Origin of the sequence: Pedobacter aquatilis (genome assembly GCF_032678425.1) — a bacterium.
Lineage (GTDB): Bacteria > Bacteroidota > Bacteroidia > Sphingobacteriales > Sphingobacteriaceae > Pedobacter > Pedobacter aquatilis_B.
Genome location: NZ_JAVTSG010000003.1, coordinates 140,317 through 167,295, shown reverse-complemented (window position 1 = coordinate 167,295; position 26,979 = coordinate 140,317). Strand labels below are relative to the sequence as shown.

The 26,979-nt window shown below is 35.6% G+C and carries 25 protein-coding genes and 1 tRNA gene; 13 read left to right on the top strand and 13 right to left on the bottom strand.

The window, feature by feature from the left end:
* Positions 1-73 precede the first annotated feature (73 nt).
* The gene (locus R2Q16_RS10660) at positions 74-1,270 is read left to right on the top strand and encodes a pyridoxal phosphate-dependent aminotransferase (RefSeq protein WP_316736965.1); all 1,197 of its coding nucleotides are present in this window, start codon (positions 74-76) and stop codon (positions 1,268-1,270) included.
* 65 nt (positions 1,271-1,335) lie between these two features.
* Here R2Q16_RS10660 and R2Q16_RS10655 read toward each other — a convergent pair whose 3' ends face one another.
* Complete coding sequence (locus R2Q16_RS10655; protein ID WP_316736964.1) at positions 1,336-2,580, bottom strand: ABC transporter permease; 1,245 nt, start codon at positions 2,578-2,580, stop codon at positions 1,336-1,338.
* A 209-nt stretch (positions 2,581-2,789) separates the two neighbouring features.
* Here R2Q16_RS10655 and queA point away from each other — a divergent pair, with 209 nt between their 5' ends.
* Complete coding sequence (queA, locus tag R2Q16_RS10650; RefSeq protein ID WP_316736963.1) at positions 2,790-3,839, top strand: tRNA preQ1(34) S-adenosylmethionine ribosyltransferase-isomerase QueA; 1,050 nt, start codon at positions 2,790-2,792, stop codon at positions 3,837-3,839.
* Positions 3,840-3,908: 69 nt separating this feature from the next.
* Positions 3,909-4,583: a 2-C-methyl-D-erythritol 4-phosphate cytidylyltransferase gene (locus tag R2Q16_RS10645; RefSeq protein ID WP_316736961.1), complete on the top strand. Its 675-nt coding sequence runs from the start codon at positions 3,909-3,911 to the stop codon at positions 4,581-4,583.
* Between the two features lie 21 nt (positions 4,584-4,604).
* Here R2Q16_RS10645 and R2Q16_RS10640 read toward each other — a convergent pair whose 3' ends face one another.
* The 6 genes from R2Q16_RS10640 to R2Q16_RS10615 all read right to left on the bottom strand — a co-directional run bounded on the left by R2Q16_RS10640 (position 4,605) and on the right by R2Q16_RS10615 (position 7,695).
* On the bottom strand, positions 4,605-4,763 hold the full coding sequence (locus R2Q16_RS10640) for a lmo0937 family membrane protein (RefSeq protein ID WP_316736960.1): 159 nt from the start codon (positions 4,761-4,763) through the stop codon (positions 4,605-4,607).
* 152 nt (positions 4,764-4,915) lie between these two features.
* Positions 4,916-5,137, bottom strand: a complete 222-nt coding sequence (locus R2Q16_RS10635) for a DUF2795 domain-containing protein (RefSeq protein WP_010603503.1) — start codon at positions 5,135-5,137, stop codon at positions 4,916-4,918.
* An 85-nt stretch (positions 5,138-5,222) separates the two neighbouring features.
* A complete protein-coding gene (locus tag R2Q16_RS10630; RefSeq protein WP_316736948.1) occupies positions 5,223-5,771 on the bottom strand; it encodes a cob(I)yrinic acid a,c-diamide adenosyltransferase in 549 nt (182 codons plus the stop codon).
* A gap of 81 nt (positions 5,772-5,852) precedes the next feature.
* Positions 5,853-6,611, bottom strand: a complete 759-nt coding sequence (locus R2Q16_RS10625; RefSeq protein ID WP_316736947.1) for an ABC transporter ATP-binding protein — start codon at positions 6,609-6,611, stop codon at positions 5,853-5,855.
* A 66-nt stretch (positions 6,612-6,677) separates the two neighbouring features.
* Positions 6,678-6,968: an Asp-tRNA(Asn)/Glu-tRNA(Gln) amidotransferase subunit GatC gene (gatC, locus tag R2Q16_RS10620; RefSeq protein ID WP_316736944.1), complete on the bottom strand. Its 291-nt coding sequence runs from the start codon at positions 6,966-6,968 to the stop codon at positions 6,678-6,680.
* A gap of 1 nt (position 6,969) precedes the next feature.
* Positions 6,970-7,695, bottom strand: coding sequence for a lysophospholipid acyltransferase family protein (locus R2Q16_RS10615; protein WP_316736942.1), 726 nt, complete (start codon positions 7,693-7,695; stop codon positions 6,970-6,972).
* A gap of 330 nt (positions 7,696-8,025) precedes the next feature.
* Between R2Q16_RS10615 and trpS the strand changes: the two genes are divergently transcribed.
* The 3 genes from trpS (at position 8,026) to kdsB (ending at position 10,627) form a co-directional block, all read left to right on the top strand.
* Positions 8,026-9,024, top strand: coding sequence for a tryptophan--tRNA ligase (gene trpS / locus R2Q16_RS10610; RefSeq protein ID WP_316736939.1), 999 nt, complete (start codon positions 8,026-8,028; stop codon positions 9,022-9,024).
* Between the two features lie 66 nt (positions 9,025-9,090).
* Complete coding sequence (locus R2Q16_RS10605; RefSeq protein WP_316736938.1) at positions 9,091-9,705, top strand: deoxynucleoside kinase; 615 nt, start codon at positions 9,091-9,093, stop codon at positions 9,703-9,705.
* A 142-nt stretch (positions 9,706-9,847) separates the two neighbouring features.
* On the top strand, positions 9,848-10,627 hold the full coding sequence (kdsB, locus tag R2Q16_RS10600; RefSeq protein ID WP_316736936.1) for a 3-deoxy-manno-octulosonate cytidylyltransferase: 780 nt from the start codon (positions 9,848-9,850) through the stop codon (positions 10,625-10,627).
* Positions 10,628-10,707: 80 nt separating this feature from the next.
* Here kdsB and R2Q16_RS10595 read toward each other — a convergent pair whose 3' ends face one another.
* The gene (locus R2Q16_RS10595; protein ID WP_316736935.1) at positions 10,708-11,658 is read right to left on the bottom strand and encodes a GNAT family N-acetyltransferase; all 951 of its coding nucleotides are present in this window, start codon (positions 11,656-11,658) and stop codon (positions 10,708-10,710) included.
* An 87-nt stretch (positions 11,659-11,745) separates the two neighbouring features.
* Here R2Q16_RS10595 and R2Q16_RS10590 point away from each other — a divergent pair, with 87 nt between their 5' ends.
* Both R2Q16_RS10590 and R2Q16_RS10585 read left to right on the top strand, forming a co-directional pair.
* On the top strand, positions 11,746-12,288 hold the full coding sequence (locus R2Q16_RS10590) for a hypothetical protein (RefSeq protein WP_316736934.1): 543 nt from the start codon (positions 11,746-11,748) through the stop codon (positions 12,286-12,288).
* A 151-nt stretch (positions 12,289-12,439) separates the two neighbouring features.
* The gene (locus tag R2Q16_RS10585; RefSeq protein WP_316736931.1) at positions 12,440-12,916 is read left to right on the top strand and encodes a hypothetical protein; all 477 of its coding nucleotides are present in this window, start codon (positions 12,440-12,442) and stop codon (positions 12,914-12,916) included.
* Here the strand turns inward: R2Q16_RS10585 and R2Q16_RS10580 are convergent.
* Positions 12,897-13,346 carry a hypothetical protein gene (locus tag R2Q16_RS10580; RefSeq protein ID WP_316736930.1) on the bottom strand — a complete coding sequence of 150 codons (450 nt, stop codon included), beginning with the start codon at positions 13,344-13,346 and terminating at the stop codon, positions 12,897-12,899. The two genes, R2Q16_RS10585 and R2Q16_RS10580, sit on opposite strands and share 20 nt — an antisense overlap.
* Positions 13,347-13,661: 315 nt before the next feature.
* Here R2Q16_RS10580 and R2Q16_RS10575 point away from each other — a divergent pair, with 315 nt between their 5' ends.
* From R2Q16_RS10575 to R2Q16_RS10560, 4 genes are all read left to right on the top strand, one after another.
* Positions 13,662-15,278, top strand: a complete 1,617-nt coding sequence (locus R2Q16_RS10575; RefSeq protein ID WP_316736929.1) for a CTP synthase — start codon at positions 13,662-13,664, stop codon at positions 15,276-15,278.
* A 20-nt stretch (positions 15,279-15,298) separates the two neighbouring features.
* Positions 15,299-17,104 (top strand): membrane protein insertase YidC, encoded by a 1,806-nt coding sequence (gene yidC / locus R2Q16_RS10570; RefSeq protein ID WP_316736928.1) that lies wholly within the window; start codon positions 15,299-15,301, stop codon positions 17,102-17,104.
* A 166-nt stretch (positions 17,105-17,270) separates the two neighbouring features.
* Positions 17,271-20,129: a prolyl oligopeptidase family serine peptidase gene (locus R2Q16_RS10565; RefSeq protein WP_316736926.1), complete on the top strand. Its 2,859-nt coding sequence runs from the start codon at positions 17,271-17,273 to the stop codon at positions 20,127-20,129.
* A gap of 224 nt (positions 20,130-20,353) precedes the next feature.
* Complete coding sequence (locus tag R2Q16_RS10560) at positions 20,354-21,625, top strand: nucleoside recognition domain-containing protein (RefSeq protein WP_316736925.1); 1,272 nt, start codon at positions 20,354-20,356, stop codon at positions 21,623-21,625.
* A gap of 127 nt (positions 21,626-21,752) precedes the next feature.
* Here R2Q16_RS10560 and R2Q16_RS10555 read toward each other — a convergent pair whose 3' ends face one another.
* The 3 genes from R2Q16_RS10555 to R2Q16_RS10545 all read right to left on the bottom strand — a co-directional run bounded on the left by R2Q16_RS10555 (position 21,753) and on the right by R2Q16_RS10545 (position 25,300).
* Positions 21,753-21,932: a hypothetical protein gene (locus R2Q16_RS10555; protein WP_316736924.1), complete on the bottom strand. Its 180-nt coding sequence runs from the start codon at positions 21,930-21,932 to the stop codon at positions 21,753-21,755.
* Positions 21,933-22,095: 163 nt separating this feature from the next.
* Complete coding sequence (locus R2Q16_RS10550) at positions 22,096-22,656, bottom strand: PaaI family thioesterase (RefSeq protein ID WP_316736923.1); 561 nt, start codon at positions 22,654-22,656, stop codon at positions 22,096-22,098.
* Between the two features lie 190 nt (positions 22,657-22,846).
* On the bottom strand, positions 22,847-25,300 hold the full coding sequence (locus R2Q16_RS10545; protein ID WP_316736922.1) for a TonB-dependent receptor: 2,454 nt from the start codon (positions 25,298-25,300) through the stop codon (positions 22,847-22,849).
* A gap of 265 nt (positions 25,301-25,565) precedes the next feature.
* Between R2Q16_RS10545 and R2Q16_RS10540 the strand changes: the two genes are divergently transcribed.
* Positions 25,566-25,639, top strand: a tRNA-Arg gene (locus R2Q16_RS10540).
* Between the two features lie 518 nt (positions 25,640-26,157).
* Here R2Q16_RS10540 and R2Q16_RS10535 read toward each other — a convergent pair.
* Positions 26,158-26,922, bottom strand: coding sequence for a sensor histidine kinase (locus R2Q16_RS10535; RefSeq protein WP_316736921.1), 765 nt, complete (start codon positions 26,920-26,922; stop codon positions 26,158-26,160).
* Positions 26,923-26,979 lie beyond the last annotated feature (57 nt).

Genomic DNA, 26,979 nt, shown 5'->3' with positions numbered 1-26,979 from the left:
AATTGATAAAAAAACTCGTTTTTTAGTGCAGAATAATATTTGGTTTATATATTTGCGCACAAAGTAATTAACCATGAGCATCTTATCAAATAGAATCAATAGCTTATCAGAATCTGCAACCCTTAAAATGACTAAGCTTGGCCGCGAACTTGCAGCTAAAGGCATTAATGTAATCAGTTTAAGCGTTGGTGAACCCGATTTTAATACGCCAGACCACGTTAAAAATGCTGCTAAAACAGCATTAGATGAAAACTTCACTCGTTATTCTCCTGTACCAGGTTATCCGGACTTGCGCCAGGCGATTGTGAATAAGCTTAAAACTGAAAATAATTTAGATTACGATGTTTCTCAAATCGTTGTTTCAACAGGTGCAAAGCAGTCTTTATCAAACGTTATTTTAACTTTAATTAATCCTGGCGACCAGGTTATTATTCCAACGCCTTATTGGGTAAGTTATTCAGAAATGGTAACACTTGCAGAAGGCGAATCTGTTTTTATTGATACTGATTTAGAAAGTAATTTCAAGATTACACCAGAACAATTAGAGGCTGCAATAACGCCGAAATCAAAACTATTCATGTTTTCTTCGCCATGTAACCCAACTGGTTCGGTATATAGCAAAGCAGAACTTGAGGCATTAGTTAAGGTTTTCGAAAAGCATCCAAATATTTATATCCTATCGGATGAAATTTACGAGCACATTAATTTTGTTGATAAACATGAATCTATTGCTCAATTCGATAGCATTAAAGATAGAGTGATAATTGTAAACGGTTTCTCGAAAGCCTTTGCAATGACAGGTTGGAGATTAGGCTACATCGCTGCAAATAAAGAAATTGCTGCTGCTAATGATAAATTGCAAGGACAAACAACATCTGGAACTTGTTCTATTGCCCAAAGAGCGGGTATTGTTGCTTACGAGCAAGGCTTAGAAAGTGTTTTAAAAATGAAAGAAGCCTTTCTTCGTCGCCGTGAACTCGTATATAATTTATTGAACGAGATACCAGGTGTTAAAACCAATTTACCTGATGGCGCATTTTATTTCTTCCCGGAGATAAGTTCTTTCTTTGGTAAAAAAGATGCTGATGGAAACGTAATCAAAGATTCATCAGATTTAGCACTTTACTTACTTAATGTTGGTCATGTTGCAACTGTAGGCGGAGATTCTTTTGGTAATAATAATTACATCCGTTTATCATATGCAGCATCAGACGACAGTTTGGTTGAAGCGCTTAGAAGAATTAAAGAAGCTTTAGGAAAATTAAGCTAAAATAAATTTTACATAAAAAAACCTCGTTAAGCAATTAACGAGGTTTTTTTTATAGCAAAGATTTTTTAACTTCTAATCGCTTCTACAGGGTCTAACCTCGAAGCAGAGTAAGCAGGCCAAAAACCTGAAATTGTACCTATTATCACTGAAATACCAATTCCTAAGGTAATATTATTCAGACCTAAAATAATGTGAAAATCGGTTATTGCTCCAATAGCTAAAGCGAGTAAATAAACTAAAACCAACCCTAATAATCCTCCTAAAATACAAAGCAAAATGGCTTCAAAAATAAACTGAAGAAGAATGAAGTATCGCTTTGCGCCCAATGATTTTTGAATACCTATAATATTAGTACGCTCTTTAACCGAAACGAACATAATATTAGCGATACTGAAACCGCCAACCAAGATTGAAAAGCCTCCAATTACCCAACCGGCCAACTTAACAACATCAAACATTTTATCTAGCTGATTTGATAAAATCGTAGTTTTATTCAATGCAAAATCGTCTTCCTGATTTGGTCGCAATCTATGAATCGACCTCATAACGCCACGTAATTCACTTTCCACTTCTTCTAAAGTTACATTTGATGTGCCACGAACAGTAATCTGCGGGTCGTATCTTTCATTCTGAATATCTAAAATTCCCTTGGCAAAATTTATAGGAATATTTACACTTTTATCTAACGAAGTGCCGAGCATGTCTTCGCCTTCTTTTAGGTATACGCCAATAACCGTAACGCGTCTACCTAAAATTTGAACCTGTTTACCTACAGGATTATCACTACCGAATAAACCGTCGGCAATTTCAGCACCGATTAAACAAACAGGGGTTCCATTATTACTTTCATTTTCGGTAAAATATCGACCGGCTTGCAATTCAAAATTCCATGTTTTATTAAAATCTTGAGAAACTGCAGAAACGCTAATCCCTTCTACAGAACCACTTCTATATTTTATAGTCCGGTTACTGGTAAAAATTTCGAATGTGATTCCATCAGCATTTTCAAGTCGCTCTTTTAATGACTGGAAATCTCTGATTGATGGTTGTGGACGGTTCATGTATTTCCACCAAGGGTAATTATCGCCAAAACTCCAGGGCCATTTTTGCACATATATGGTATTTGAACCCAATTTATCTACACTTGATTGCAGTTTTGCCCTGAAAGTATCAACGCCAGAAAAAACGAAAATGATTACAAAAATACCTATAGTAATCGCCAGCAGCGATAACATTGTACGTAATTTATTTTGTCGTAAAGCATCGAGCGCAAAACGAAAACTTTCACCAATTAGCCTGAAGATTATCATAATTAAGGGTTAGACACAAAGATGTACAAAAGGTTACAGCTATTTAAAACATAAAAATACTTTATTTATAATTTAGGTTGAAAGGTTAAATTGGCACCATACTTAAGAAAAAAATATTAGCTAAAACATAAATAAGTTTATTGCGTTGCTTAAAATACTGAAAAGAAAAATTAAATTCGTATTTTTGCACCTCAAAAAATTCATCAAGAATGAAATTATCACAATTCAAATTTAACTTACCAGAGTCATTAGTTGCCCACAATCCATCTGAAGAACGAGATGAAGCTCGTTTAATGGTTTTGCACAAAGACAGTGGTAAAATTGAGCATAAAATATTTAAAGACGTTTTAGGTTATTTCGACGATAAAGACGTAATGATCTTAAATAACACAAAGGTATTTCCTGCTCGTTTATATGGTAATAAGGAGAAAACTGGTGCTACTATCGAAGTTTTCTTATTAAGAGAATTAAACAAGGAATTACGTTTATGGGATGTTTTAGTAGACCCGGCTCGTAAAATTCGTGTTGGAAATAAATTATACTTCGGTGATGATGATTTATTAGTTGCTGAGGTTGTAGATAACACTACTTCTCGCGGACGAACTATTCGCTTCTTATTCGAAGGTACAGATGAAGAATTTAGAAGAAACGTTGAAATTTTAGGAGAAACTCCACTTCCTAAATACATTAAACGTAAAGCAACTGCAGAAGACAAAGAACGTTATCAAACCATTTTCGCTAAACACGAAGGTGCAGTAGCGGCTCCAACAGCGGGTTTACACTTCAGTCGTGAGTTAATGAAGCGCCTTGAACTTAAAGGTGTTGAATTTGCCGAAGTTACTTTACACGTTGGTTTAGGTACATTCAGAACTGTTGAGGTTGAGGATTTAACCAAACACAAAATGGATTCTGAGCAATTCATCATCGAACCTAAAGATGCTAATATTGTAAATAAAGCGTTAGAGGAAAAAAGAAAAATTTGCGCTGTTGGTACTACGTCAATGCGTGCTATAGAATCTGCAGTTTCAGCTAACAGAACTTTAAAAGCGGCGAATGATTGGACGAGTAAGTTTATCTTCCCTCCGTATGATTTCAGTATTGCAAACTCGATGATTACAAACTTCCATACACCAGAATCTACATTATTAATGATGATTAGTGCTTTTGGTGGTTACGAAAATGTAATGAATGCTTACGAGGTTGCCGTTAAAGAGAAATACAAATTCTACAGCTACGGCGATGCCATGCTAATTATATAGATTCAAGTTTTTAAGTATCAAGTATCAAGAATTTTCTCGATACTTGATACTTAAATCTTGATACTTACAATGAAATACTTCGCAATAATTGTTGCAGGCGGTAGCGGAAACCGGATGCAAACCGAAACCCCAAAACAATTTTTATTGCTTAATAACCTTCCGGTGTTAATGCATACCATAAAGGCATTTGCATCAAGTGAGTTTCAACCGAAAATTCTGGTAGTACTTAATCAACAACAACATTCATATTGGGCTAAACTTTGTCGGGAATTTAATTTTAATGTTCCACATGAAGTGATTGCTGGTGGCTCAGAGCGATTTCACTCCGTAAAAAATGCAATTGACACTATTTCCGAAGAATCGGTAATTTCAATTCACGATGCTGTTCGTCCGGTAATTTCCAAAAAATTGATTGACAAGAGTTTTCAATACGCGTTGGAGCATGGTAATGTAATAGCCGCAATAAAGCCTATTGATAGCATCAGAAAGCAAACTGGAGAAAATACAGAGGCGGTAAATCGAGATGATTTCTTCATGATTCAAACACCGCAGGTTTTCAAATCCGGAATTATAAAAAAAGCTTATAATTTACCTTTTACACATCATTTTACAGATGATGCAAGTGTTGCAGAAGCAAGTGGCATTAAAATAAATTTGATTGAAGGCGAAAGAAATAATATTAAAATAACCTACCCTGCCGATTTAGAAATTGCAGAATGGTTCTTAAAAAAAAATGCCCTCTAAAATAAAGGGCATTTTGATTATTTAGGCTGCTCTGCCAATAATTTTTAGCAAAATTGCGATTACCGCAATCACTAATAATACATGGATGATGTTTCCTACATCGCCAAAGCCATGAAATAAAAATCCTATAACCCAGAGTATAACTAATACCACTGCGACTAAATACAATAAATTTCCCATCGTGTTAATTTTTTTAGTATGTAAATGTTGATGTAATAACAACGACGGAATACTTTTGTTTAAAAATTGTAATTATTTTATTCGATAAGGCTATAAATATTTTTGAGGATTAGCGTAAAAAAAAACTCCCAACTTTCGGTTGGGAGTTTCAATTAATATTCATCTTCATTAAAGAAGAAATCTTCTTTAGTTGGATAATCAGGCCAAATTTCTTCAATAGTTTCATAAGGCTCGCCATCGTCTTCTAATGCCTGTAAGTTTTCAATAACTTCAACAGGAGCACCTGAACGAATGCCATAATCGATCAATTCATCTTTAGTTGCTGGCCATGGTGCATCTTCCAAGTGGGAAGCTAATTCTAGTGTCCAATACATATCTTTTATTCAGTTAATTCTTGTTTCGTAATTATGCGCAAAGTATATTAAAATATTCGAGCAAAACAAACTTATTTTTCAACGATTACACTCTCGGTATCCAAATGTTTTCTTCTGCCTTGAAATCCATATTCAGTTTTCGTGCCAAAACAAATAAATAATCGCTTAAACGATTTAAATAAATGGTTACCTGCTCATTTACAAAGCTATCCTCTGCAAGTTCCACTGTCAGTCGCTCTGCTCGTCTGCAAACACAACGGGCAATATGACAGTACGAAACAACCGTATTTCCGCCAGGCAAAACAAAATGCTTCAATGCTGGCAAAGTTTCATTCATGTCGTCCATCTCTTTTTCGAGCAACTCTATATCATTATTATGCAAATCAGGAATTTTCATTTTAGATTTCTCAGGGTCTGCCGCTAAAGATGCCCCTACTGTAAATAACCTATCCTGAATTTCTTTTAATAATTGCTTCTGATGTGAATCAATATCCTGACACATAATTAAGCCAACATACGAATTTAATTCATCAACGGTTCCGTATGCTTCAATGCGTAAATGATATTTTGGTACCCGAGTGCCTCCAATTAATGAGGTTTGACCTTTATCGCCAGTTTTTGTGTAGATTTTCATTTTGAAAAGTATTAAGTTTTAAGTTGTACGTTTTAAGTATATTCAAAACGTATAACGTATAACTTACAACCTAAAGCTTCTTTAATTTATCTTTTCCCAATCGCTTCCGCTGTCTTTTAAAGCTTGCAAACGCGGAGATACATTTTTAACATCAGTGTTAATGTAATCGTTTTCAATTAAACCATCACGCATACGTACAATTCTGTGCGCATGTTGGGCAATATCTTCCTCGTGTGTTACCAAAATAATGGTATTTCCTTTGCTATGAATTTCTTCGAGCAAACCCATAATTTCGATTGAGGTTTTAGTATCTAAGTTACCGGTAGGCTCATCTGCAAGAATAATTGACGGGTCGTTAATTAAGGCCCGTGCAACGGCTACACGTTGGCGCTGACCACCAGAAAGCTCGTTTGGTTTATGGTCCATACGATTACCTAGACCGACATTTTCTAAAGCTTTTGCAGCTCTTGCATCGCGTTCTTTTTTACTATTGCCTGCATAGATTAATGGCAAAGCCACATTATCCAAGGAAGTTGAGCGTGGTAAAAGATTAAAGGTTTGAAAAACAAAACCAATTTCCTGATTACGAACTTCTGCCAGGGCATCATCCGTCATGTGACTTACATCAGTTCCATTTAAAATATAGCTACCGCTCGATGGTGTGTCTAAACAACCCAAAATATTCATCAATGTAGATTTACCAGAACCTGAAGGGCCCATCAACGCTACAAATTCTCCTTTATTTATATCTAAACTAACAGATTTTAAGGCATGGATAACTTCTGAACCGATAACGTATTTACGACCAATTTCTTTAATGGTGATGAGTGGTTGCGACATAGTTTTTATTTTTTAGACAAGGGCAATGGTCAAGATGTTACAAGCTTTTTGAAATTTCCAATAAATCTATTTCTCAATAATCTTTGGAACCATAAAAAACTCATCGCTATGTTTAGCAGCATTTTTTAAACCATCTGCTGTCGAAATTTCTTGCTTTACAACATCTTCTCGCCAAACATTTGTAGCTTCATTCATATATACCAAAGGTTTAACGTTCGAAGTATCAAGTTCGTTTAGCTTCTCCATAAATGATAAAATCTTATTCATTTCCGGAATTAAGGTTTCAACTTCCTTTTCATTTACATGAATTCGGGCGAGGTCGGCAATTTTTTGTATCGTTTTTTCGTCTAAATTCATTTTACACTAATTTACTTTCTATCAATTTAAAAACCTTTTCTTTTAAAACATCACTATCTAAGTCGTTCAATGTTTGCGTTTCTATAGGTTTGTGGACGTAAATATCGCAAATTCCGGGCTTACTTCCATATTTAGCGCCATCATCCCAATTAATTTTCCAGACATTAGTAATGCTAACCGGAACTAACGGAATGTTTTTCTCTATTGCCAGTCGAAACGGACCGTTTTTAAATTCCCCAAGTTTTGGTGGATAATGGTCATCAATTTTACCTTCTGGGAAGATGACCAGACTCATGCCCTTCTCCAGATTTTCTCCTGCCTTTTTAAAAGCTCTGAAAGCTGAAATTTTACTGTCGCGATTTACAGAAATATCAATTGTGCGAAAGAAAATGCCCAGAATAGGATTATTTAGTAATTCATCTTTTCCCATAAAATGATAATTACCATGACCCATTATGCAGAAAACCATGATATCCAAATTGGAGGTATGATTTGCACAATAAATGTAAGTTTGCTTCGGATTAAGCTTTTGCTCAAAAGTATAAGAGAAAAAAATACCCGATAGCAGACTGCTTAAAAAGCTATTCGCCTTTCTGAAAAAGTTTAAAATACTGTAGTACCTCGGATGGCTTGCCGTTAAATAATATATGGGATAAAATAAAGCGAAGAAAAATAGTATCCAAAAGAGATACCAAACTCTGTGTAACTGCCTTAAAAACTTGGTCATAGCCATCAAAAATATAAATTACTGACATATATTTTCATGCCATAAAACTTTTTTATTTTTAATTTATGAATTTGGGGATTTATACCTAAGTATTTAGCACAAACGGAAGTGTATAAACCCGATAAAAGCGAGCACGAATCCCGATTTAAGCACAGCATTTATTTTTAATTAAGTGCTTGGTTGTTTCACAGGCTTTTTCGGGATGAGTAAAGCGGTTAGCGGGAGCATACACTAATATTGATTGTGCAATTGCTTTTATAAAAAAACTTGCAATATAAATTGACACGATACTATAGATTGATGCCATTTTATTTTTAATTTCGTGCCATTATGAAAGAAACAGTGGTGAGTGGCATTAGGCCAACAGGAAAGCTACATTTAGGAAATTATTTTGGTGCGGTAACCAATTTTGTGAAGATGCAGTACGATTATAACTGCTATTTTTTTATTGCCGATCTTCATTCGTTAACAACTCACCCAACACCTGGCGATTTGCATGGCTATGTACGCCATGTATTAGTAGAATATTTAGCTTGCGGAATTAACCCGGAAGAAACAACAATATATGTACAATCGGATGTTCCGGAAGTTTCCGAACTGTATTTGTACTTAAACATGAATGCTTATTTAGGAGAGCTTGAAAGAAGCGCATCTTTTAAAGAAAAAATAAGAGCAAACCCTGATAATGTTAACGCAGGTTTATTAACCTATCCTACTTTAATGGCGGCAGATATTTTAATTCACCGTGCAACAAAAGTACCGGTTGGAAAAGACCAGGAGCAGCATTTGGAAATGACACGTAATTTCGGGAACAGGTTTAACAGAATGTATAATGCTGATTTCTTTCCGGAATCTTTTGCATTTAATTATGCGGATAACCTGGTTAAAGTTCCAGGCTTAGAGGGAAAAGGTAAAATGAGTAAATCAGATGGCGATGGAAACTGCATTTATTTATCTGATAGCCCGGAAATTATTCGTAAAAAGGTAGCCAGAGCAGTGAGCGATAGCGGACCAACTGAAGAAAATCAGGAAAAACCAGAAGCCATTCAAAACCTTTTCGATTTAATGAAAATTGTTTCTACCGCAGATACAGTTGAACATTTTGATGATTTATATAACAAAATGCAAATTCGTTATGGCGATATGAAGAAACAGTTGGCTGAGGATATGATTGTTTTTAACTCGCCAATTAGAGAACGTATTGAAGAGCTTTCGAAAGATGATTTATACTTGAGACAAGTTGCAAAACACGGTGCTTTAAAGGCCAGAGAGAGCGCTCAAAGAACCATTAAAGAAGTTCGCAACTTAATTGGTTTTAAAAGTTTTTAATTTAGCAAGCTTGAGGTTTTGATTAAAACTAACCTAAGCCTCAACCTTAATTTAATAAAGAAAAGAATGCACATAGCAATTGTAGGAAATATTGGTGCCGGAAAAACAACTTTAACCGGATTATTAGCAAAAAATTATGGTTGGGAAGCACTTTACGAAGCTGTAGATAATAATCCTTATCTGGAGGATTTTTATAGTGATATGAAAAGATGGAGTTTTAACCTTCAGATATATTTCTTGAACAGCCGTTTTCAACAGATAACTGATATCGAGGTAAATAAGCGCAATGTGATTCAGGATAGAACGATTTACGAGGATGCACATATTTTTGCTGAAAACTTGCATGACATGGCTTTAATGACTACCCGCGACCATGATAATTATCGTGCTATTTTCGATAACATCACTTCGTTTATTAAACCACCTGATTTATTGGTTTACCTACGTGCATCCGTTCCTACGCTTGTAAACAACATTCAACGCAGGGGAAGAGAATACGAAGCTGGAATACGTATCGATTATTTATCAAAATTGAACGAAAAATACGAAGCTTGGATTAAAGGTTACAACCTTGGCAAATTATTAATTTTAGATAAGGATAAATTAGATTTCACTAACAATCCGGAAGATTTGGGCAGTGTAATCCAATCTATCGAAGCGGAGATTAACGGATTGTTTTAAAATCTGGAAAGCTGTTTGTTTATTTCTCGTCATTGCGAGGCACGAAGCAATCTCATTTGCATATTTTTACTAAAAATTGCTTCGTGCCTCGCAATGACGGAAGCGTAAAATATTTTTAAAACATCAATCTGTAAACCCTAAGATGAGCAATACAAACCCAGAGTCTCCAGTAAAGGTTATTGGAATAATACCTGCCCGTTTTGCATCCACTCGTTTCCCCGGAAAACCTTTGGTAGATATTGCCGGAAAATCGATGATTCAACGGGTTTACGAGCAAGCCTCTAAAGCAGAAAGTTTATCAAAAGTTGTGATAGCAACCGATGATGAACGTATTGTTGAGGAAGTGAAAAGATTTGGCGGTGAATACGTGATTACGGCATCAACACACCAAAGCGGGACAGATAGATGTGCTGAAGTTATTGAACAAATGCCTGACTTTGATATCGTAATTAATATTCAGGGTGATGAACCTTTTATAGAACCTGCTCAAATCGATTTATTGGCAAGCTGCTTTACCGAAGAAAAAGTACAACTGGCAACGCTAATCAAATCAATTGAAAGTCAGGAAAGTATTTACAATCCAAATAGTCCAAAGGTAGTTATTGATGTTAATGGCAGGGCGATGTATTTTAGTCGCAGTCCGATTCCTTTTATTAGAAATGGTGAGCCCGGCGTTTGGGCCGAAAAACACCAGTTTTATAAACATATTGGAATTTACGGTTATCGAACAGAATCGTTAAAAGAGATTACCAAACTACCACCATCCTCTTTAGAAATTGCCGAAAGTTTAGAACAGCTTCGCTGGATAGAAAATGGCTATTACATTCAAACGAAAGTAACCGATTTGGAAACAGTGGCTATTGATACGCCCGAAGATCTTAAAAAGTTGAATAAATTACTGAAGGCTTTAAAACTGGAGTAAATTATTCGCCACAGATTTACAGATTATTTCTTACCGTTAGCTAAGGCAATTTTTTAATCTATAAATCTGCGGCAAACCCATTACAAAACCAACTCCATCTGAATATTACAGCGTGTGTAAGGCGTTGGCTTACCCACCACCTTTTGAAAACCTAATTTATGATAAAGATTAATTGCAGGTTTTAAAATTGTATTGCTTTCGAGGTATATTTTACCAGCGCCTAAAGATTTAGCCTTTTCGATAATTGCAGTTGCTAATAAAAACCCAATATTTTTCCCTTGAGCCTTTGGTGAAACGGCCATTTTAGCCAGCTCAAAATCATATTCTCCATCATTCATTTTTATCAAAGCACAAACACCCATTGGTTCGTTTTCATAGAGAGCGATTAAAATGTGACCGCCCTTATCTAAAATATAACCTTGCGGATTATCTAATGCCTTGTAATCAGATTCCTCCATTTCAAAATATTGCGAAATCCATTCAACATTTAATGCTTTAAATACCTCGCTATACTTGACGTGGTATTCAACAATTTCGACTTTCTGAGCATCTCGCTCTTTCTTTTTTTCCATCACTCGTCTTAGTAAATTCTTTTGCTCCAGTAAAAATTCCCACTCGCCTATCGCTTCCCAAAGATTATTTTGTGTTTGTGCGGATAAATCCTCAATTGCGGCATCAACATCAATAAGTTGATCCTGAATTTTCTCGGCAATTTTTAAACCTTTTTTAGTTAAAGAGACCGTATTTTTACGGCCATCAACTTTATCTTTTTTATCAGCGAGATAACCTTTCTTACTCATCTCACTAAAAATTTTACTTACAGAAGGATGCGAATGGCCAATTTCCTTTGCCACCTCGGTTACCGTTTTTGACTCTCCATTAATCAGCGCATACAAAACCGGAAACCACTTGGGCTGCATATCAATTTCGTACAGCTGATAAATATTTGCTGCATCCTCTGTTACCCGGTCTGTTAGCATTCTTAACCTGCTACCAATTGCTACCTTACCAACTTTATTAAAGAAACTCATAATTAATTACGTAATCAGTTACGCAAATTTAGATTATTATCTGATTATTCCAAAATTTTATTACTTTAAGGGCATTCAATCTTTTTTATGAAAAAAACAATCTATATATTTATTTGCAGCATTTTAATACTGACAGCCTGCCAGAACGATAATTCTGAGAAGGCATCGGCACTGGAATTTAAAAATGTGAACCAGATTTTAACAAAGTCTTTTTCAAATTTAAATACGCTTGATACTTTTAAAATTGAGCTCACCGGTAAAAAAGCTGCCGATATCATTTTACATTTCACGATAAAAAATAATGAGGGTAAAGAAATATTCAGTGAGGATTTAAAAGGCAAAGATTTAGTAGATAATACTGACCCCAACATAGATTTATCGAAGGAAAAAGCGCAGGTTCTTTATCTTAAAACGATTGCCAATGATTTCTTTGCTGAAGATAACTTTCTCGAGCCAGCCGTAATGCCAGACGATAAGGTTGATAATAATGCGCCGGATAAAGCACTATATGAAGAATTGAAAAAATCTGGCCTAAATGGTTTTAAATATCGTTTAGGCAAGGAAAGCAATCTATACATTGCCTGGAGCGAAAAAGAACAAAAAGTTAAGGTGTATTATAAGTGTTGTTAGACTTAATGTTATACTCCACGAGAGTCATATTGATATTCCCCACAAAACGCTGATAAACAGAATTTTAATTAAAACTATTTTGCTTATGAATGGTTTAATATAAAGAATCTATCATTTAATAATGATGATGTATTTATTTTAAATCATCGCCATGAAAAAAATATTAATATTCCTATTAGTTCTAGGTACAAGCTATTCATTTGCTCAACCTTTAACAAGTACACCGGCAGGCTGTGCGATTACCAATGGTGGTAGATATAGGGTCTATCAAATCGTTACAGCATCTAACAATGGTTTACCCACATATGAAGGTTCAACTCTAGGTGTAAGATATTCTGATTGGACGTTCAGTAATGGAAATGGCATTGATAAGACCAGGTTGCCATGTCTCACCTTAAATACCGGTTCATCAAATAGTTGTTATGTGAAATTAATAGGACCAACTTTCGTGTTGGGCACGAGCACAACCTTTACCGTTAATTCCGGAAGTATTTATCAAGAAAATACCCTTGATGCAAATTTGTTTTTAGGAAGATGTGTTACCGTACCTGTTGATGATTACGCATGGATTCTACTCTCGGTAGCAGGCTGCTCTGGTTTTTTATTCATTAGAAGAATAATTCTTTAATGAAAAAAAAAACAACCAAACCACAACCTATCACCAAAAAAGAAACATAATCATCAATTGGACAATTTATTGTATCTGTCCAATAACCATAATCGCCCCATGTATGCGTAAATGAAGGGGAAGTACCTCTTCGAACATAGCAACCTCCCGCGGCTGTAACAACGAAAGTAAAACATTTGTTTGCCGGCGTTAATTGGTCTATATTCCATTCTGAATAAGGAGCAGCCTGAGATTGGAATGTTGGTTTACCAGAAAAATTTGTTCCTGTATTTTGGTAATATATACGTTGAGCATTACCGCCTGGAGCAGCATTACCATTACCACCTCTGTTTACGTCTCTACAGCCATATTGATTATTTGTTGCTACGAATTGAGCTCTACAAAAAAATGTCAGAAAACAGAACACCCCTATTAAGATGATTTTAATCATAATTTATCAAATTATGGGATGTTAAAAAATAGGGAGCGCAAAAGTAATAGTATTTTTGTATTTCACAAACCGTAAAAATTATGCGCATACCGTTTAATCGATATTACAAAACACTCAAAAGCAATTTAATTTAACTGAATAACTCGAGCAAAAAATATAAAAATCATGTTTCAAACATTTAAATAATTGCATCACAAAGGTTTGCAAACTAAAATAATCTTCACTTATTAGCTTATAAAAGCAACTTATTATTCCTACCTTTGTATCCCGTACAAAAAGCAACATTTATTGCATTTGTTGTTAAAAATCACAATCATGACTAAGTATATTTTTGTTACGGGCGGTGTTACTTCCTCTTTAGGAAAGGGCATCATCTCCGCTTCTTTAGCTAAACTTTTACAAGCACGAGGTTATCGTGTAACCATTCAAAAATTCGATCCGTATATTAATATCGACCCGGGAACTTTAAATCCTTACGAGCACGGCGAATGTTTTGTTACCGAAGATGGCGCTGAAACAGATTTAGACCTTGGTCACTATGAGCGTTTCTTAAATGTTCCAACTTCACAGGCAAATAACATTACCACTGGTCGTATTTACCAAAATGTGATTAACAAAGAACGTAAAGGCGAATATCTTGGTAAAACGGTTCAGGTTGTACCGCACATTACCGATGAAATTAAACGCAACATGCGCATTCTTGGCGAAAGCGGCGAGTTTGATATTGTAATTACCGAGCTTGGTGGAACAGTTGGTGATATTGAATCTTTACCTTTTATCGAGGCAGTTCGTCAGTTTAAATGGGAAGAAGGCAGTTCAAATGCAATTGTAATTCATTTAACCTTAGTACCTTACTTGGCTGCAGCTGGCGAGTTAAAAACAAAACCTACTCAACATTCTGTTAAAGCTCTATTGGAGTACGGTATCCAGCCTGATATTTTGGTTTGCAGAAGCGAACACCACTTAGGTGCTGATTTACGAAAAAAAATCGCACTATTTTGTAACGTTAACATCAATGCGGTAGTCGAATCGATGGATGCATCTACAATTTATGATGTTCCGTTATTGATGCTAAAAGAACAATTAGATAAAACGGTATTATCAAAATTGAAGTTGCCAACTAAAAACGATCCGGACATGGAAAGCTGGAAGGATTTTCTTGGTCGCTTAAAAAACCCAACGGCGGAAGTTAAGATTGGTTTAGTTGGTAAATACGTAGAACTACCTGATGCTTACAAATCAATTATAGAAGCATTTGTACACGCCGGTTCAAAAAATGAATGTAAAGTTAAGGTAGAGTACATTCATTCGGAAAGTATTTTCCCAGATAACGTAAAAGAGAAATTAGGTCATTTACAAGGTGTTTTAGTTGCACCAGGTTTCGGAAGCCGAGGCATCGAAGGAAAAATCGATACCATTAAATATGTTCGTGAAAACAACATCCCTTTCTTCGGTATTTGTTTAGGTATGCAATGTGCGGTTATTGAATATGGACGTAATGTTTTAGGTTTAAAAGGTGCACATACAACAGAAATTGATGCTGAAGCTGCAAATCCGGTAATTAATATGATGGAAGAACAGAAAAGCATTGTAAACATGGGTGGTACCATGCGTTTAGGTTCTTATCCTTGCGATATTAAGAAAGGAACAAAAGCATTCGCAATTTACGGCAAGCAACACATTAACGAGCGCCATCGCCATCGTTATGAGTTTAACAACGATTATTTAAAGCAATACGAAGAAGCAGGAATGATTGCTTCAGGCATAAATCCTCAAACAAACTTAGTAGAGATTGTTGAGCTTAAAAATCACCCTTTCTTTGTTGGCGGACAATTTCACCCGGAATTAAAATCAACAGTAGCAAATCCTCACCCACTTTTTGTTAAATTTGTGGCCGCTGCAATGGAGTATGCTAAGAAGAAAACAAATTAACAGCAGCATAAAAACAAATAATGGATAGAAATACCTTTACAGGATTATTCCTGATTATGATCATTTTGGCAGGATCATTCTACTTCTTTAAACCAAGTGAAGCAGAATTAAAAAAGGCCAAAGAAACAGAACAATTAGATTCTCTTAAGAAAGCTGGTGCTGTTGTCGCAGCAAAAGATACGGCTAAAAATACGGTGACCTCTACCCCTGCGGTTGATTCATTAGCATTAAAAGGTCCTTTTGGAACTGCTTTGAATGGTACACAAGCCAACACGGTATTAGAAAACGAAAAGCTAATACTTACTTTAAGCAATAAAGGTGGTAAAATATCTTCGGTAGAAATTAAAGGACAAAAAACCTTTGACGGCAAGCCTTCTATTTTATTTCAGGGCGATGCAAATAAATTTGGCTTGAGCCTTAATGCTGCTGGTAAAGTTATCAATACTAACGATTTATACTTTACTCCAACAAAGGCTGGCAATACAATTACCATGCGTGCTGATTATGGCGCAAATGCATATGTAGAGTTTGTTTATGATTTAAAAGCCGGAAGCAATAAAGTTAACTTCAATGTTAATTTAGTTGGTTTGCAACAAGTAATTGCTGGTAATACGATAAACCTTAACTGGGATACCACCTTATTACAGCAAGAAAAATCGCTTGAAAGTGAGCACCGTTACTCTGCACCATATTACAAATATTTAGATGGCGATGTTAACCATTTAAGTGTTTCTAAAGATGAAAAAGAAGAACTTACAAAAGGCAAAATCCAATGGGTTTCCTTTAAACAGCACTTTTTCTCGGCTTCATTAATTTCTAAACAAGCTTTTGATAAAGCTACTTTAGAGGTTAAGGTTCCAACAACTCCTGGATTAGTTAAAAACTATAGTGCAAGCATGCAATTGCCTTATACACATCAGGCAAACCAGGTTTACGAAATGGAATTCTATTTCGGAACAAATAAGTTTTCAGAACTAAAAGCTCAAGGTTACGATTTAGAGCAACAAGTTGACATGGGTTATTGGCCGTTAAAATACATTAACCGTTTCATCGTATTGCCTGTATTTAACTTCTTAAATAGCTTTGGCTGGAACTACGGTTTAATCATTCTTGTATTAACCATTTTATTAAAAGTGGCTTTATCACCATTAACTTACAAGTCATATTTATCAATGGCTAAAATGAGGGTTTTAAAACCTGAAATGGATGAAATTAAAGAAAAAGTAGGTGAAGATAATCCAACTTTAGTTCAACAGGAATATTTAAAGCTGTACAAAAAGGCTGGTGTAAACCCACTTGGCGGATGTTTGCCAATGGTTTTACAGTTACCCTTAGTAATGGCTTTCTTCTTCTTCTTCCCTAACTTATTTGAGTTAAGACAAGAAAGTTTCCTTTGGATGACGGATTTATCAACTTATGATGAATTTATCCGTTTCGGCTTCAAACTACCATTTATTGGCGACCACTTAAGTTTAATGTGTGTATTGATGACCATCTCTACCTTAATTATGACTTATTTTAACAACCAGGTTTCTGGTGCAACAGGTCAGATGAAATACATTGGCTACATTATGCCAATCATTTTCTTAGGGGTATTAAATAGCTATCCGGCAGGTTTGAACTATTACTATTTCTTAGCCAACTTAATGACTTTCGGACAGCAGTTCTTAATCCGTAAAATGGTTGATGATGATAAAATCCATGCTTTAATTCAACAAAATAAAGCTAGACCAGCTGATGAGAAAAAGAAAAAATCTAAATTCCAACAACGTTTAGATGATTACATGCGTCAGCAACAACAAGTTCAACAAAAAGGAAAGAAATAATTATTCCTAAAATTAATAAAACAGCCCGATTGCTTAATTGCTATCGGGCTGTTTGCTTTATAAATAGTTAAATATTGTAATATTTGGCGTACATCTTTCTTATTAAGGCAAAAATTTGCAATTTTTAGAAATTGAAATCTCAACCAACAAATTAATTATTCATAAAATGCAAAAAAGACTAACGATATTTTTACTTTTCGTTGCCGGCTTTACTTACGCACAAAAAAAACCTTTAGATCATAAAGTATATGATACATGGGAAGCTGTAGGCACAAAACAATTATCAAACAATGGCCAGTTGGCGTTGTATAGTGTTTTACAACAAGAAGGTGATGCAACATTATACATCACTAATTTGAAAAGCAACTCGAAATTAACCATCCCGAGAGCTTCATTAGGGCAATTTAGCAACGATTCTAAATTTGCTGCATTCTTAATAAAACCAGCATATAAAGATTTACGTCAGGCTAAGATAAAGAAAACAAAACCTGATGCGATGCCAAAAGATACTTTGGGGATTGCCAATTTAACCACAAATGCAATTACTAAAGTGGCCCGCGTTAAATCATTTAAATTTCCTGAAGATGGAACAGGCTTTTTAGCTTATCAATTAGATAAATTAGATACAGCAAAAAAGGCAAGTCCAACTGCTCCAAAAAAAGATTCGGACTTCGATTTTGCGGATGATGAACCAGCAGGCGGCGCTAAAAAAGATGAAGGAACAGATTTAATTGTTAGAAATCTTTTAACAGGAACAGAACAAACCTACAAATTTGTAACAGAATACGCCTTTAGTAAAGATGGTAAACAGTTAGTTTTCGCTTCTAGCGGTTCTAAAAAAGATAAAGCTGCGCCACAAGGTGTTTTCTTATTAAACACGGAAAAAGGCACTTTAAAATCACTTATCAAAGGAAAGGGTACTTTCAAAGGATTTACATTTGATGAGGAAAGTGAACACCTGGCTTTTGTTGGAGAACAAAGTCCTGAGAAGCAAGAGGTGAAAGACTATAACGTTTATTACAATTCTTTATCATTAGATACCGCACAAACTATTGTAGATTTTGATATGCCAGGTTTACCTGCAAAATGGTCTGTTAGTGGCGATGGAAGAGTTTCATTTAGTAAAGATGGTAAAAAATTATTCTTCGGCATTGCACCAATAAAAAAGGCAAAAGATACCACAATAGTTGATTTTGAAGTTGCAAAAGTTGACGTATGGAATTACAAAGACGATTATTTACAACCAATGCAATTAAGAAACGCGGATAGAGACGGTAAAAAAAGTTTTCTATCGGTAATTGATGTGTACAGCAGCGACCCGAAAGTGATTCCGCTTACGGATTTAAAATTACCAGATGCAAATCTGATTAAGGAAGGTGATGCTGATTATGTTTTGGCTTCAACAGATTTCGGCAGAAGAATCGAATCGCAATGGAGTGGTTCAACAACCAGAGATTATTATTTAGTAAACACCAAAACGGGTGAACGTAAAAAAATAATCGATAAGTTAAATGGCAATGCAATGGCATCACCAGGCGGAAATTATGTAATTTATTTTGATGAAAATACCTCAAACTGGTTTACGTATAACATTGCTTCAGGCAAAGTTGTACAGCTAAATACGGGTTTAACCGTTAAGTTCGCTGATGAAGAAAACGATGTACCGGATAATCCAAGAGCTTATGGTGTTGCAACCTGGACTGAAGATGATAAAGCGGTTCTGATTAACGATAGATATGACATCTGGTCGTTTTCACCAGATGGAAAATCTCAACCGAAAAACATTACCAATAATTTTGGTCGCCAAAATAAAATCACCCTACGTTACCACAAAACACAACAAGACAATCGTTTCGAGCGTGGTGTAGATAACAAATTTGTAAAAGCAAACGAATTAGTTTGGTTAGATGGTTTCAACACCCTAACTAAAGAAAATGGTTTTTACCGTAAGAATGTTGGCACTGTTAAAAACCCAGATTTGGTTGTGATGGGCAAAAACAAATACTCAAATCTGTTAAAAGCTAAAGATGCTGACGCTTACATTTTCGATAAAGGAAACTATGTAGAATCGCCAAATATATATGTTACTACTGATTTTAAAACGGAAAATAAGTTAACCAATACTAACCCGCAGCAGCAGAATTACAACTGGGGAACAGCAGAATTGGTAAAATGGACTACACCAAAAGGTTATCAATCAGAAGGTATTTTATACAAACCGGAGAATTTTGACTCGGCCAAAAAATATCCGATGATTGTATATTTCTACGAGAAATTATCTGATGGATTATATGGCTATCAAGCGCCTGCGCCTACTCCATCACGTTTAAATATTTCATTCTTCGTAAGTAATGGCTATTTAGTTTTCGCACCAGATATTTCTTATACAACGGGTCACCCGGGACAATCTGCAGTAGAATTTATCAATTCTGGTGTAGAAAGTTTGAAGAAAAATGCTTGGGTTGATGGTACGAAAATTGGTATTCAAGGACAAAGTTGGGGAGGTTACCAGGTTGCCTATTTAATTACGCAAAATGATATGTATGCCGCAGCGTGGGCTGGTGCGCCGGTAGTTAACATGACTTCAGCTTATGGCGGTATTCGTTGGGAAAGTGGTATGAATCGTCAGTTTCAATATGAAAAAACACAAAGCCGTATTGGCGCTACACTTTGGGAGAAACCTGAGCTTTACACAGAAAACTCACCGTTATTTATGTTCCCTAAAGTGAATACACCTGTTGTGGTGATGGCTAACGATGCTGATGGCGCTGTGCCTTGGTATCAGGGTATTGAAATGTTTACAGGCTTGCGTCGATTAGGTAAACCAGTGTGGATGTTAAACTACAATGGTGAAGCGCATAATTTGGTTCAACGCCAAAACCGTAAAGATATTCAGATTAGAGAACAACAGTTTTTTGATTATTACTTAAAAGGCGCAAAAGCACCAGCCTGGATGACAAGTGGTGTACCAGCAACTGAAAAAGGAAAAACCTGGGGTTTTGAATTGACAGACGACAAACCTTAGTTGAAAGTGTAAAGCTGAAAGACTAAAGCTGAAAGACCAAAGCTGAAAGTTTAAAGTTAAAAGCTCAAAATAGAAATCCGTAGTTGGAAGCATTGCTCCCACTGCGGATTTTTTTATTATACAATCTAAATATCTCGATGTAAGTTTCTTGTGAAACCACTTTTCCTCGATTATGTTTCTTGAGAAAAAAAATCTATTTTCACCTAACAAACTAAACAACACAAATGGCATTAAGTAGAATTTGGTCGGCATTTATAATTATTGCAATTGTTGTAGCAGCCGTTAAATGTTTCTTTTTCGGGCAAAGTGATATCTTTAACTGGATGGTGGTTGGAAAGGCTGATGATGCCGCAAACCCGCTTAAGCTTGATGGAATTATTGAGACCTGTTGGGTTTCGGTAGAATTGTGTTTTAAATTAGTTGGGATTTTAGCTTTGTTTATGGGTTTCATGAGCATTGCAGAAAAAGCTGGCGGTATTCGTTTATTATCGCGTATTGTTGGTCCATTTTTCTCAAAACTATTCCCTGAAATCCCAAAAGGACATCCTTCTATGGGGCATATGATAATGAACTTTTCGGCTAATTTATTAGGCTTAGATAATGCAGCAACGCCATTTGGATTAAAAGCAATGGAGAGCTTGCAAGAACTGAATCCGAGCAAGGATACAGCCTCAAACTCACAAATCATGTTTCTTTGTCTGCATGCTGCAGGTTTAAGTTTAATCCCCGTTAGCGTTATTGCTATCCGGGCATCACAAAATGCTTCAAACCCAACTGATATTTTTATCCCATGCTTAATTGTCACCTTTGTAGGTACAATTGCGGCCATGCTAATTGTCTCGTTCAAGCAAAAAATAAACTTGTTACAGCCTGTCGTTATTGCATGGATTTTTGGCCTTTCAGCAATAATTGCGGCCTTAGTGCTTTACATCACTTCATTAGATGCAAATGGCATAAAGTCATTTTCAGGAATGTTAAGCAACGGATTAATTCTATTGGTGTTCCTGCTCATCATTTTAGGCGCTGTTTACAAAAAAATTGATGTATTCGATGCTTTTATCGAAGGTGCAAAAAATGGCTTTGAAACCGCGATCAAAATTATTCCTTACTTAGTTGGTATGTTGGTTGCAATAAGTATGCTGCGTACAAGCGGTACTTTTGATGTTGTGATTAGCGGAATTAAAACACTTTTTGCTTATTTAGGCGCTGATACCAGATTTGTTGAAGGTTTGCCAACAGCTTTAATCAGACCATTAAGTGGTGGTGCCGCCCGAGGAATGATGGTGAGTACTATGGAAACTTACGGAGCAGATTCTTTCGCCAGCCGCTTATCTGGAATTTTTCAAGGCGCATCTGATACAACCTTTTATGTTATTGCGGTTTACTTTGGTTCTGTAAGTATAAAAAATACAAGGTATGCTATTGGTGCAATGTTACTGGCCGATTTGGTTGGCGTTTGTACCGCTATTGGATTAGCTTATCTTTTCTTTGGATAAAATTTATCGGCAGACAAAAATATCAAAAACTCGTAATTCCCGTGAAAACGGGAATCCTAATAAAATTGTTATAAATATTCAACTAAAGCATTAAGATGCCCAGTCAAGCTGTATGATGAAAACCTATTTAAGAAACTTGTGGAGTTATCGAAATTCTGCTAATGATTTCATCAAGCGCATCAGCTTCGATTGCGATATTTTTAGAAGCGCACCATTTTTCACTTTTGTTATCTAACCAGATACAAAAAGAATGATAACCATCTAAAACAACGGCATAAGTTTCATGAAAGTCGTCTTGTATTCGCATGCAGAAGCCTTTAAAACTTTTGCCTCGAACAATAAATTGCAGAGTTGAATAATTTTCTAACATGGCTCATTATATTTTAGGTTAATTTACAACATCGAGATAAGGAGAATGTTTTGTTAATTTAAAGGAATTAATAAGTTTTCCTAAAACCTTTAAGAATAGCTTAACCTATGTTTAACATATTCGAATAACCTTTAGCTATTAATCTGTTTTTTGATGGCAAAAATACTTCACATTGAAGGTTTAAAATCGTTCTCCCCTTTTTTACAATTGATGTTTCTGCTAAAACTTCATCCCCTTCACTGGCTGGCGCAAAATAATCGATATAGTTATTAACGGTAGTATAACGCTCGTTTAAACCCATTGTAAAAACCGTTGCCCCAATTAAATCATCAATAATTCCGGCAGTAACGCCACCATGCAAAATTTGAAAGGGATTTGTCATCTCTTTTCTCACTACATATTTACATACCAAAATTCCATATTCGGCTTTAACCAAAACCGGCGCCAGCCAATTCATATAGTTTGATGGCGAATTTGAAATTACATCCCCTACAGATTTACGCAAAAAATCAAGTCTTTGCTCACTTAACGATTGTTCCATATTTAAAGATACATAAAATGGAGGATGAGAAGAGACTCCTGTTTCGGCTATCATTGGGCGAAGACCTACTTTAAAAGATTTCTCCGCTACGGTCGAAATGACGGATAGTTTTACCTGCATTAATTTTATTTAGCCTAACCTTGCCATTTAAACCCGACAGTAGCGAAAATCCTTTTTGTTAATCTTTCGTTCGAATTCCTGTACCTGCCGTCATTTCGAGCGAAGTCGAGAAATCTTTGTCACTCGTTAATATACTATGCTTGGTATGTTGCGTAGCGCCTTTTAGATTGAAATGACCTTCGCGTTTACCTTAAAACGGAACTATTACTTTAAAACTAAAATTCCTGCCCATATTGTAAATACCGCTTCTGCCATTTGGCGAATTAGTATAATATTCAAAATACTTCAATCTATTTAAATGCGCTTGGTAGGCCACATTAAAAATATTATCGCATTGAATAAATAAATCCATAAGTGTTTTATTCGATTTCGATTTAATTCCAGTTCCAATTCCTGCATTTATAAGTGTATAAGCCGCCGTGAAAGTTTCAGTATCATCTAATGCATAAAACTTATTTTGATTGGCAGCAATGGCTGCATCGACCTTAAAATACGGCTTACTAAAAATTCCATGTTCATTCGTAGCGGTTAATTTAAGTTCAGATCGGATTTGCAATGGTGGAATAAATGGCAAATATTTAGCTTCGTCTCCGTGTTGATTTAATAAATCCTGATTTTTATTCAGTCCAACAACATAGGCAATACTGTTATTAAAGCTTAGCCATTTTAAATTGGCAGGATGAATATTCAGTGCGAACTCAGCACCATAAAGCCGGGCTTTTGATTGCTGATATTGATAAGTTAAATTTCCCGGAACCACGACAACCGGATTTCCATTATCATCCGTTAACCTCGATTGATAGATGTAATTCTGAATATCGTTATTAAATACTTCCATGCTTATATCAGCATCCTTCAAATAAGCAATGAAACCTAAATCTTGTTGTAAGTTAAATTCTGGCTTAAAATTACGGTTACCAAGGTAAACGATATGTGCGCCCGGGTCTAAACCGTTCGAGCCAATTTCTGTAATGTTCGGGGCACGATAACCTCTGGCAATATTCGCTTTAATTAAAAATCGCTCGCTAATGTTATAGGTTAGGCCTAAACTTCCCGAAAGTCCATAATAGTCTTTTTTAAAGTAAGGAAACTGAAGGTCTGCACCAGTTGTATTGCCTTCCACCTTTTCTCCAAAACCCGTCTGCGGATTTGTACCCACATAAAAATTAGTCCAGCTGATGTTTCGCCTATCCAATCTAATGCCTCCTGATAAATCGACTTTACCGAAACTTTTTTTGGCGAAATAGAAAGCACCAATATCGAACAAATCGTAATCAGGAATCGGGAAATCGGTTGCATCCTTACTCCTATTGCCTTGCAACATCCCATTAACGCCAATTGTACTCTCGATAGCTCCAAAATTTGGCAAATTGTACTTTACATCATAATTTAAAGTATTTAAAACCACATATAAACCAGCCTGCCCCGGCACAGTTGGGTGGTTATATTCACGCCGCACACTTTGTTGCCCGCCAATCAGAAAGTTCAAATCGCTGTTTGCAAATTTTACCTGGCTCGAATTGTAAAACCTGAAATGTTGAATATGCTGATGTAATGGATTTATATTATAACTTGTTAACTGGTTTTCAGCAACAATCGGACGGTTTTTAATGTCGTCGCCATCGTCTAGAATCTGCCGGGTAAATTTCCTGCTCAAAGAATCACGACTACCATCCGGAATTTCCATTAAATTATCATAGTAGGTTATTGCTGTTTTAGAAAAGCCCCATTTTTTATCCAGCTTTGCTGAAGCCGATAGATTCAATTCTCGAAATGCGGTACCATAAACATAACCATCAACTTTATTGTAATAATTGTGAGCAGCTTTACCAGTCGCTCTGAAACTGTATTTCCAATCATTTTTGGCATAGTTTAAGCCTAATGATGTGCCAATCATACCGTTGTTGGTTTGATAATTGGTGGTCACATCTCCTTTGAGCTTGCCCTCCTGAATATCTATGTTTCCTGGAATCATGTTAATTACACCCGCAAGCGCATCAGAGCCATAAGTTAAACTTGCCGGACCTTTCACTACTTCTGCCCTGCTAATGCCATATTCATCCACTTCAATACCGTGCTCGTCTCCCCATTGCTGACCTTCCTGCCTTAACCCATCATATAAAGTTAAAACCCGATTATAGCCAAGCCCCCTGATAAATGGCTTTGAAACATTCGGACCCGTTGTAACAGCCGAAACACCGGGAATGCCTTTTACAATGGCATCAATTAGGTTGGTATTTACGTTTTGGTCCATATTGCTTTTACTGAGCACAGCAATTGGTACCGGGCTTTTACGCAATTCAGTAGCCCGATTAACACCAGTTATCACGACATCGTTAAGTGTTGAGGTATTTTGCTGCAGTTCAATTGAAATGGTTGTATCAGATTTCAAATCAATTTTAATTCGTTGTGATTGATAGCCAACGGCAGAAAATAATAATTGATGATGACCAGGCTTAAGTTCATCTAACTGAAATTGCCCAAGTGTATTTGTTTTAATAACTTTTTTTAAGGCTGGTAACTGAACAGTAATACCTTCAAGTGGGATGCCATTACCACGCACCAAACCATCTATTTTTTGAGCATAGCTGATGAATGACAGTAATGAAATTGATGTTATAATGATTAGGGACTTTATGGGCATAATATTTATCTAAATATATTTTTAGACAAATCTAAATTTAAATTTAAATAAATCAAATTATTATTTTTTATCTGCATAAACTATGCTTGATAAATTGCTTCAGTGCGGTTCAGGCTAATAATCGTAGCATTTGAGTAAAAAACACATGCCCATTTGAAAATTAATAGACTAATTATTAAAGAGTTAAATTTTTGATTAGATTTTCTTCAAATATATTTCTCCTTATTCGGAAGAACTTCTATATTTGCACACACAAAAAAAATGGGCCTCGGTAGCTCAGTTGGATAGAGCAACGGTTTTCTAAACCGTGGGTCAGGGGTTCGAATCCCTTCCGGGGTACAAAAAAAGGCTTTCAGTGAAAACTGGAAGCCTTTTTTAATTTCTACAGATTATCTTTATTGATAAGTTGATAATTCTATCACAATAAGTCCCCTCTGGTTTATTGTTCCAACGGTTCAATAAAACCTTTTTGAAAACACAGATCTCCAGACCTAACTCGCTTTCTACATTATCATTATCTTAAGTCTTTTTTCTTTTTAGGCTTTATTGACCAATTCGCTCAAACCAATTTATTCAAATAAGTCATTTCTTTTCACTACACTTTGACTAACTGTACTACCACGAGTATAAAAGAATGATAATAAATTCGCTTTAGCGCCGGGGTTTGTGCGGCTTCAAGCCAACGGTTTCCCGAACAGCTCCCGAAGAAGTGTCGAAGCGAAGCAGAATAAAACAGGAATAAATTGATTTGGATGTCTTTTCCTTATATAGCTATACAGGCTATTGATTTAGTTTTAAGCTAACTATACACCCAAATTTGATAATTCTTTGTACACTATACAAGTTGAAGTCAATTGCTAATTAACATTAGCCATAACCTTCGCCAGGGGTACTTTAATTAGCACATTTGTTTCTTTATTGTTTTCTATACTGATACTGCCACTCAAACGCTCAATGCGTTCTTTAACGTTATTTAAACCCATTGCATTTGGTTTGTTTATATCCAAAGTAAAGCCAATGCCGTTATCTTTTATCTTAAAACAGATAAATTCAGCTTCTAAGGTAATGATGAGGTAGATTTGCTTGGCTTTTGAGTGTTTCAACGAATTGTGTATTAATTCCTTTATCAATAAGTAAACATTTCTTTTAACAAAATTACTGATTTCGATTACAGGAATAACCCTCGGAATACTCACTTTAAAAGAAATACCTGAATGGGCCAATAGCTTTCTGGATTGTTCACAGATAAAATCTATTAAGCTTTCGAGTTTATCTCCATCCAGATTTAAATTCCAGGTAACCTCAATAATTTTCTCATTAAGCTCGTTCATCATTTTGTAAATCTGATGAATCTCTTCTGTATTTGTTCCTTTTTTAAGGGCCAGTTCACAATATAACTTTAAGGCGGAAAGATTAGGCCCGATTTCATCATGCAACTCTACACTAAACCTTTTTCGCTCTGCGTAAAGGCAATCTTCCTTTATAGAATCTATCAGTTTTATTTGCTTTTTATTGAAAATCTGATTGAAAACGTAATATTCTATTAACAAAATACAACAAATTAATATCGTTAATGCACACCAGGTTACAGGCGTAAACGCTATGATTGATGAGGCTTTCAATTTGCTAAAATCATTACAAAATATCTTAAAAAATTTCTTCCATAAATGTAGTATTAA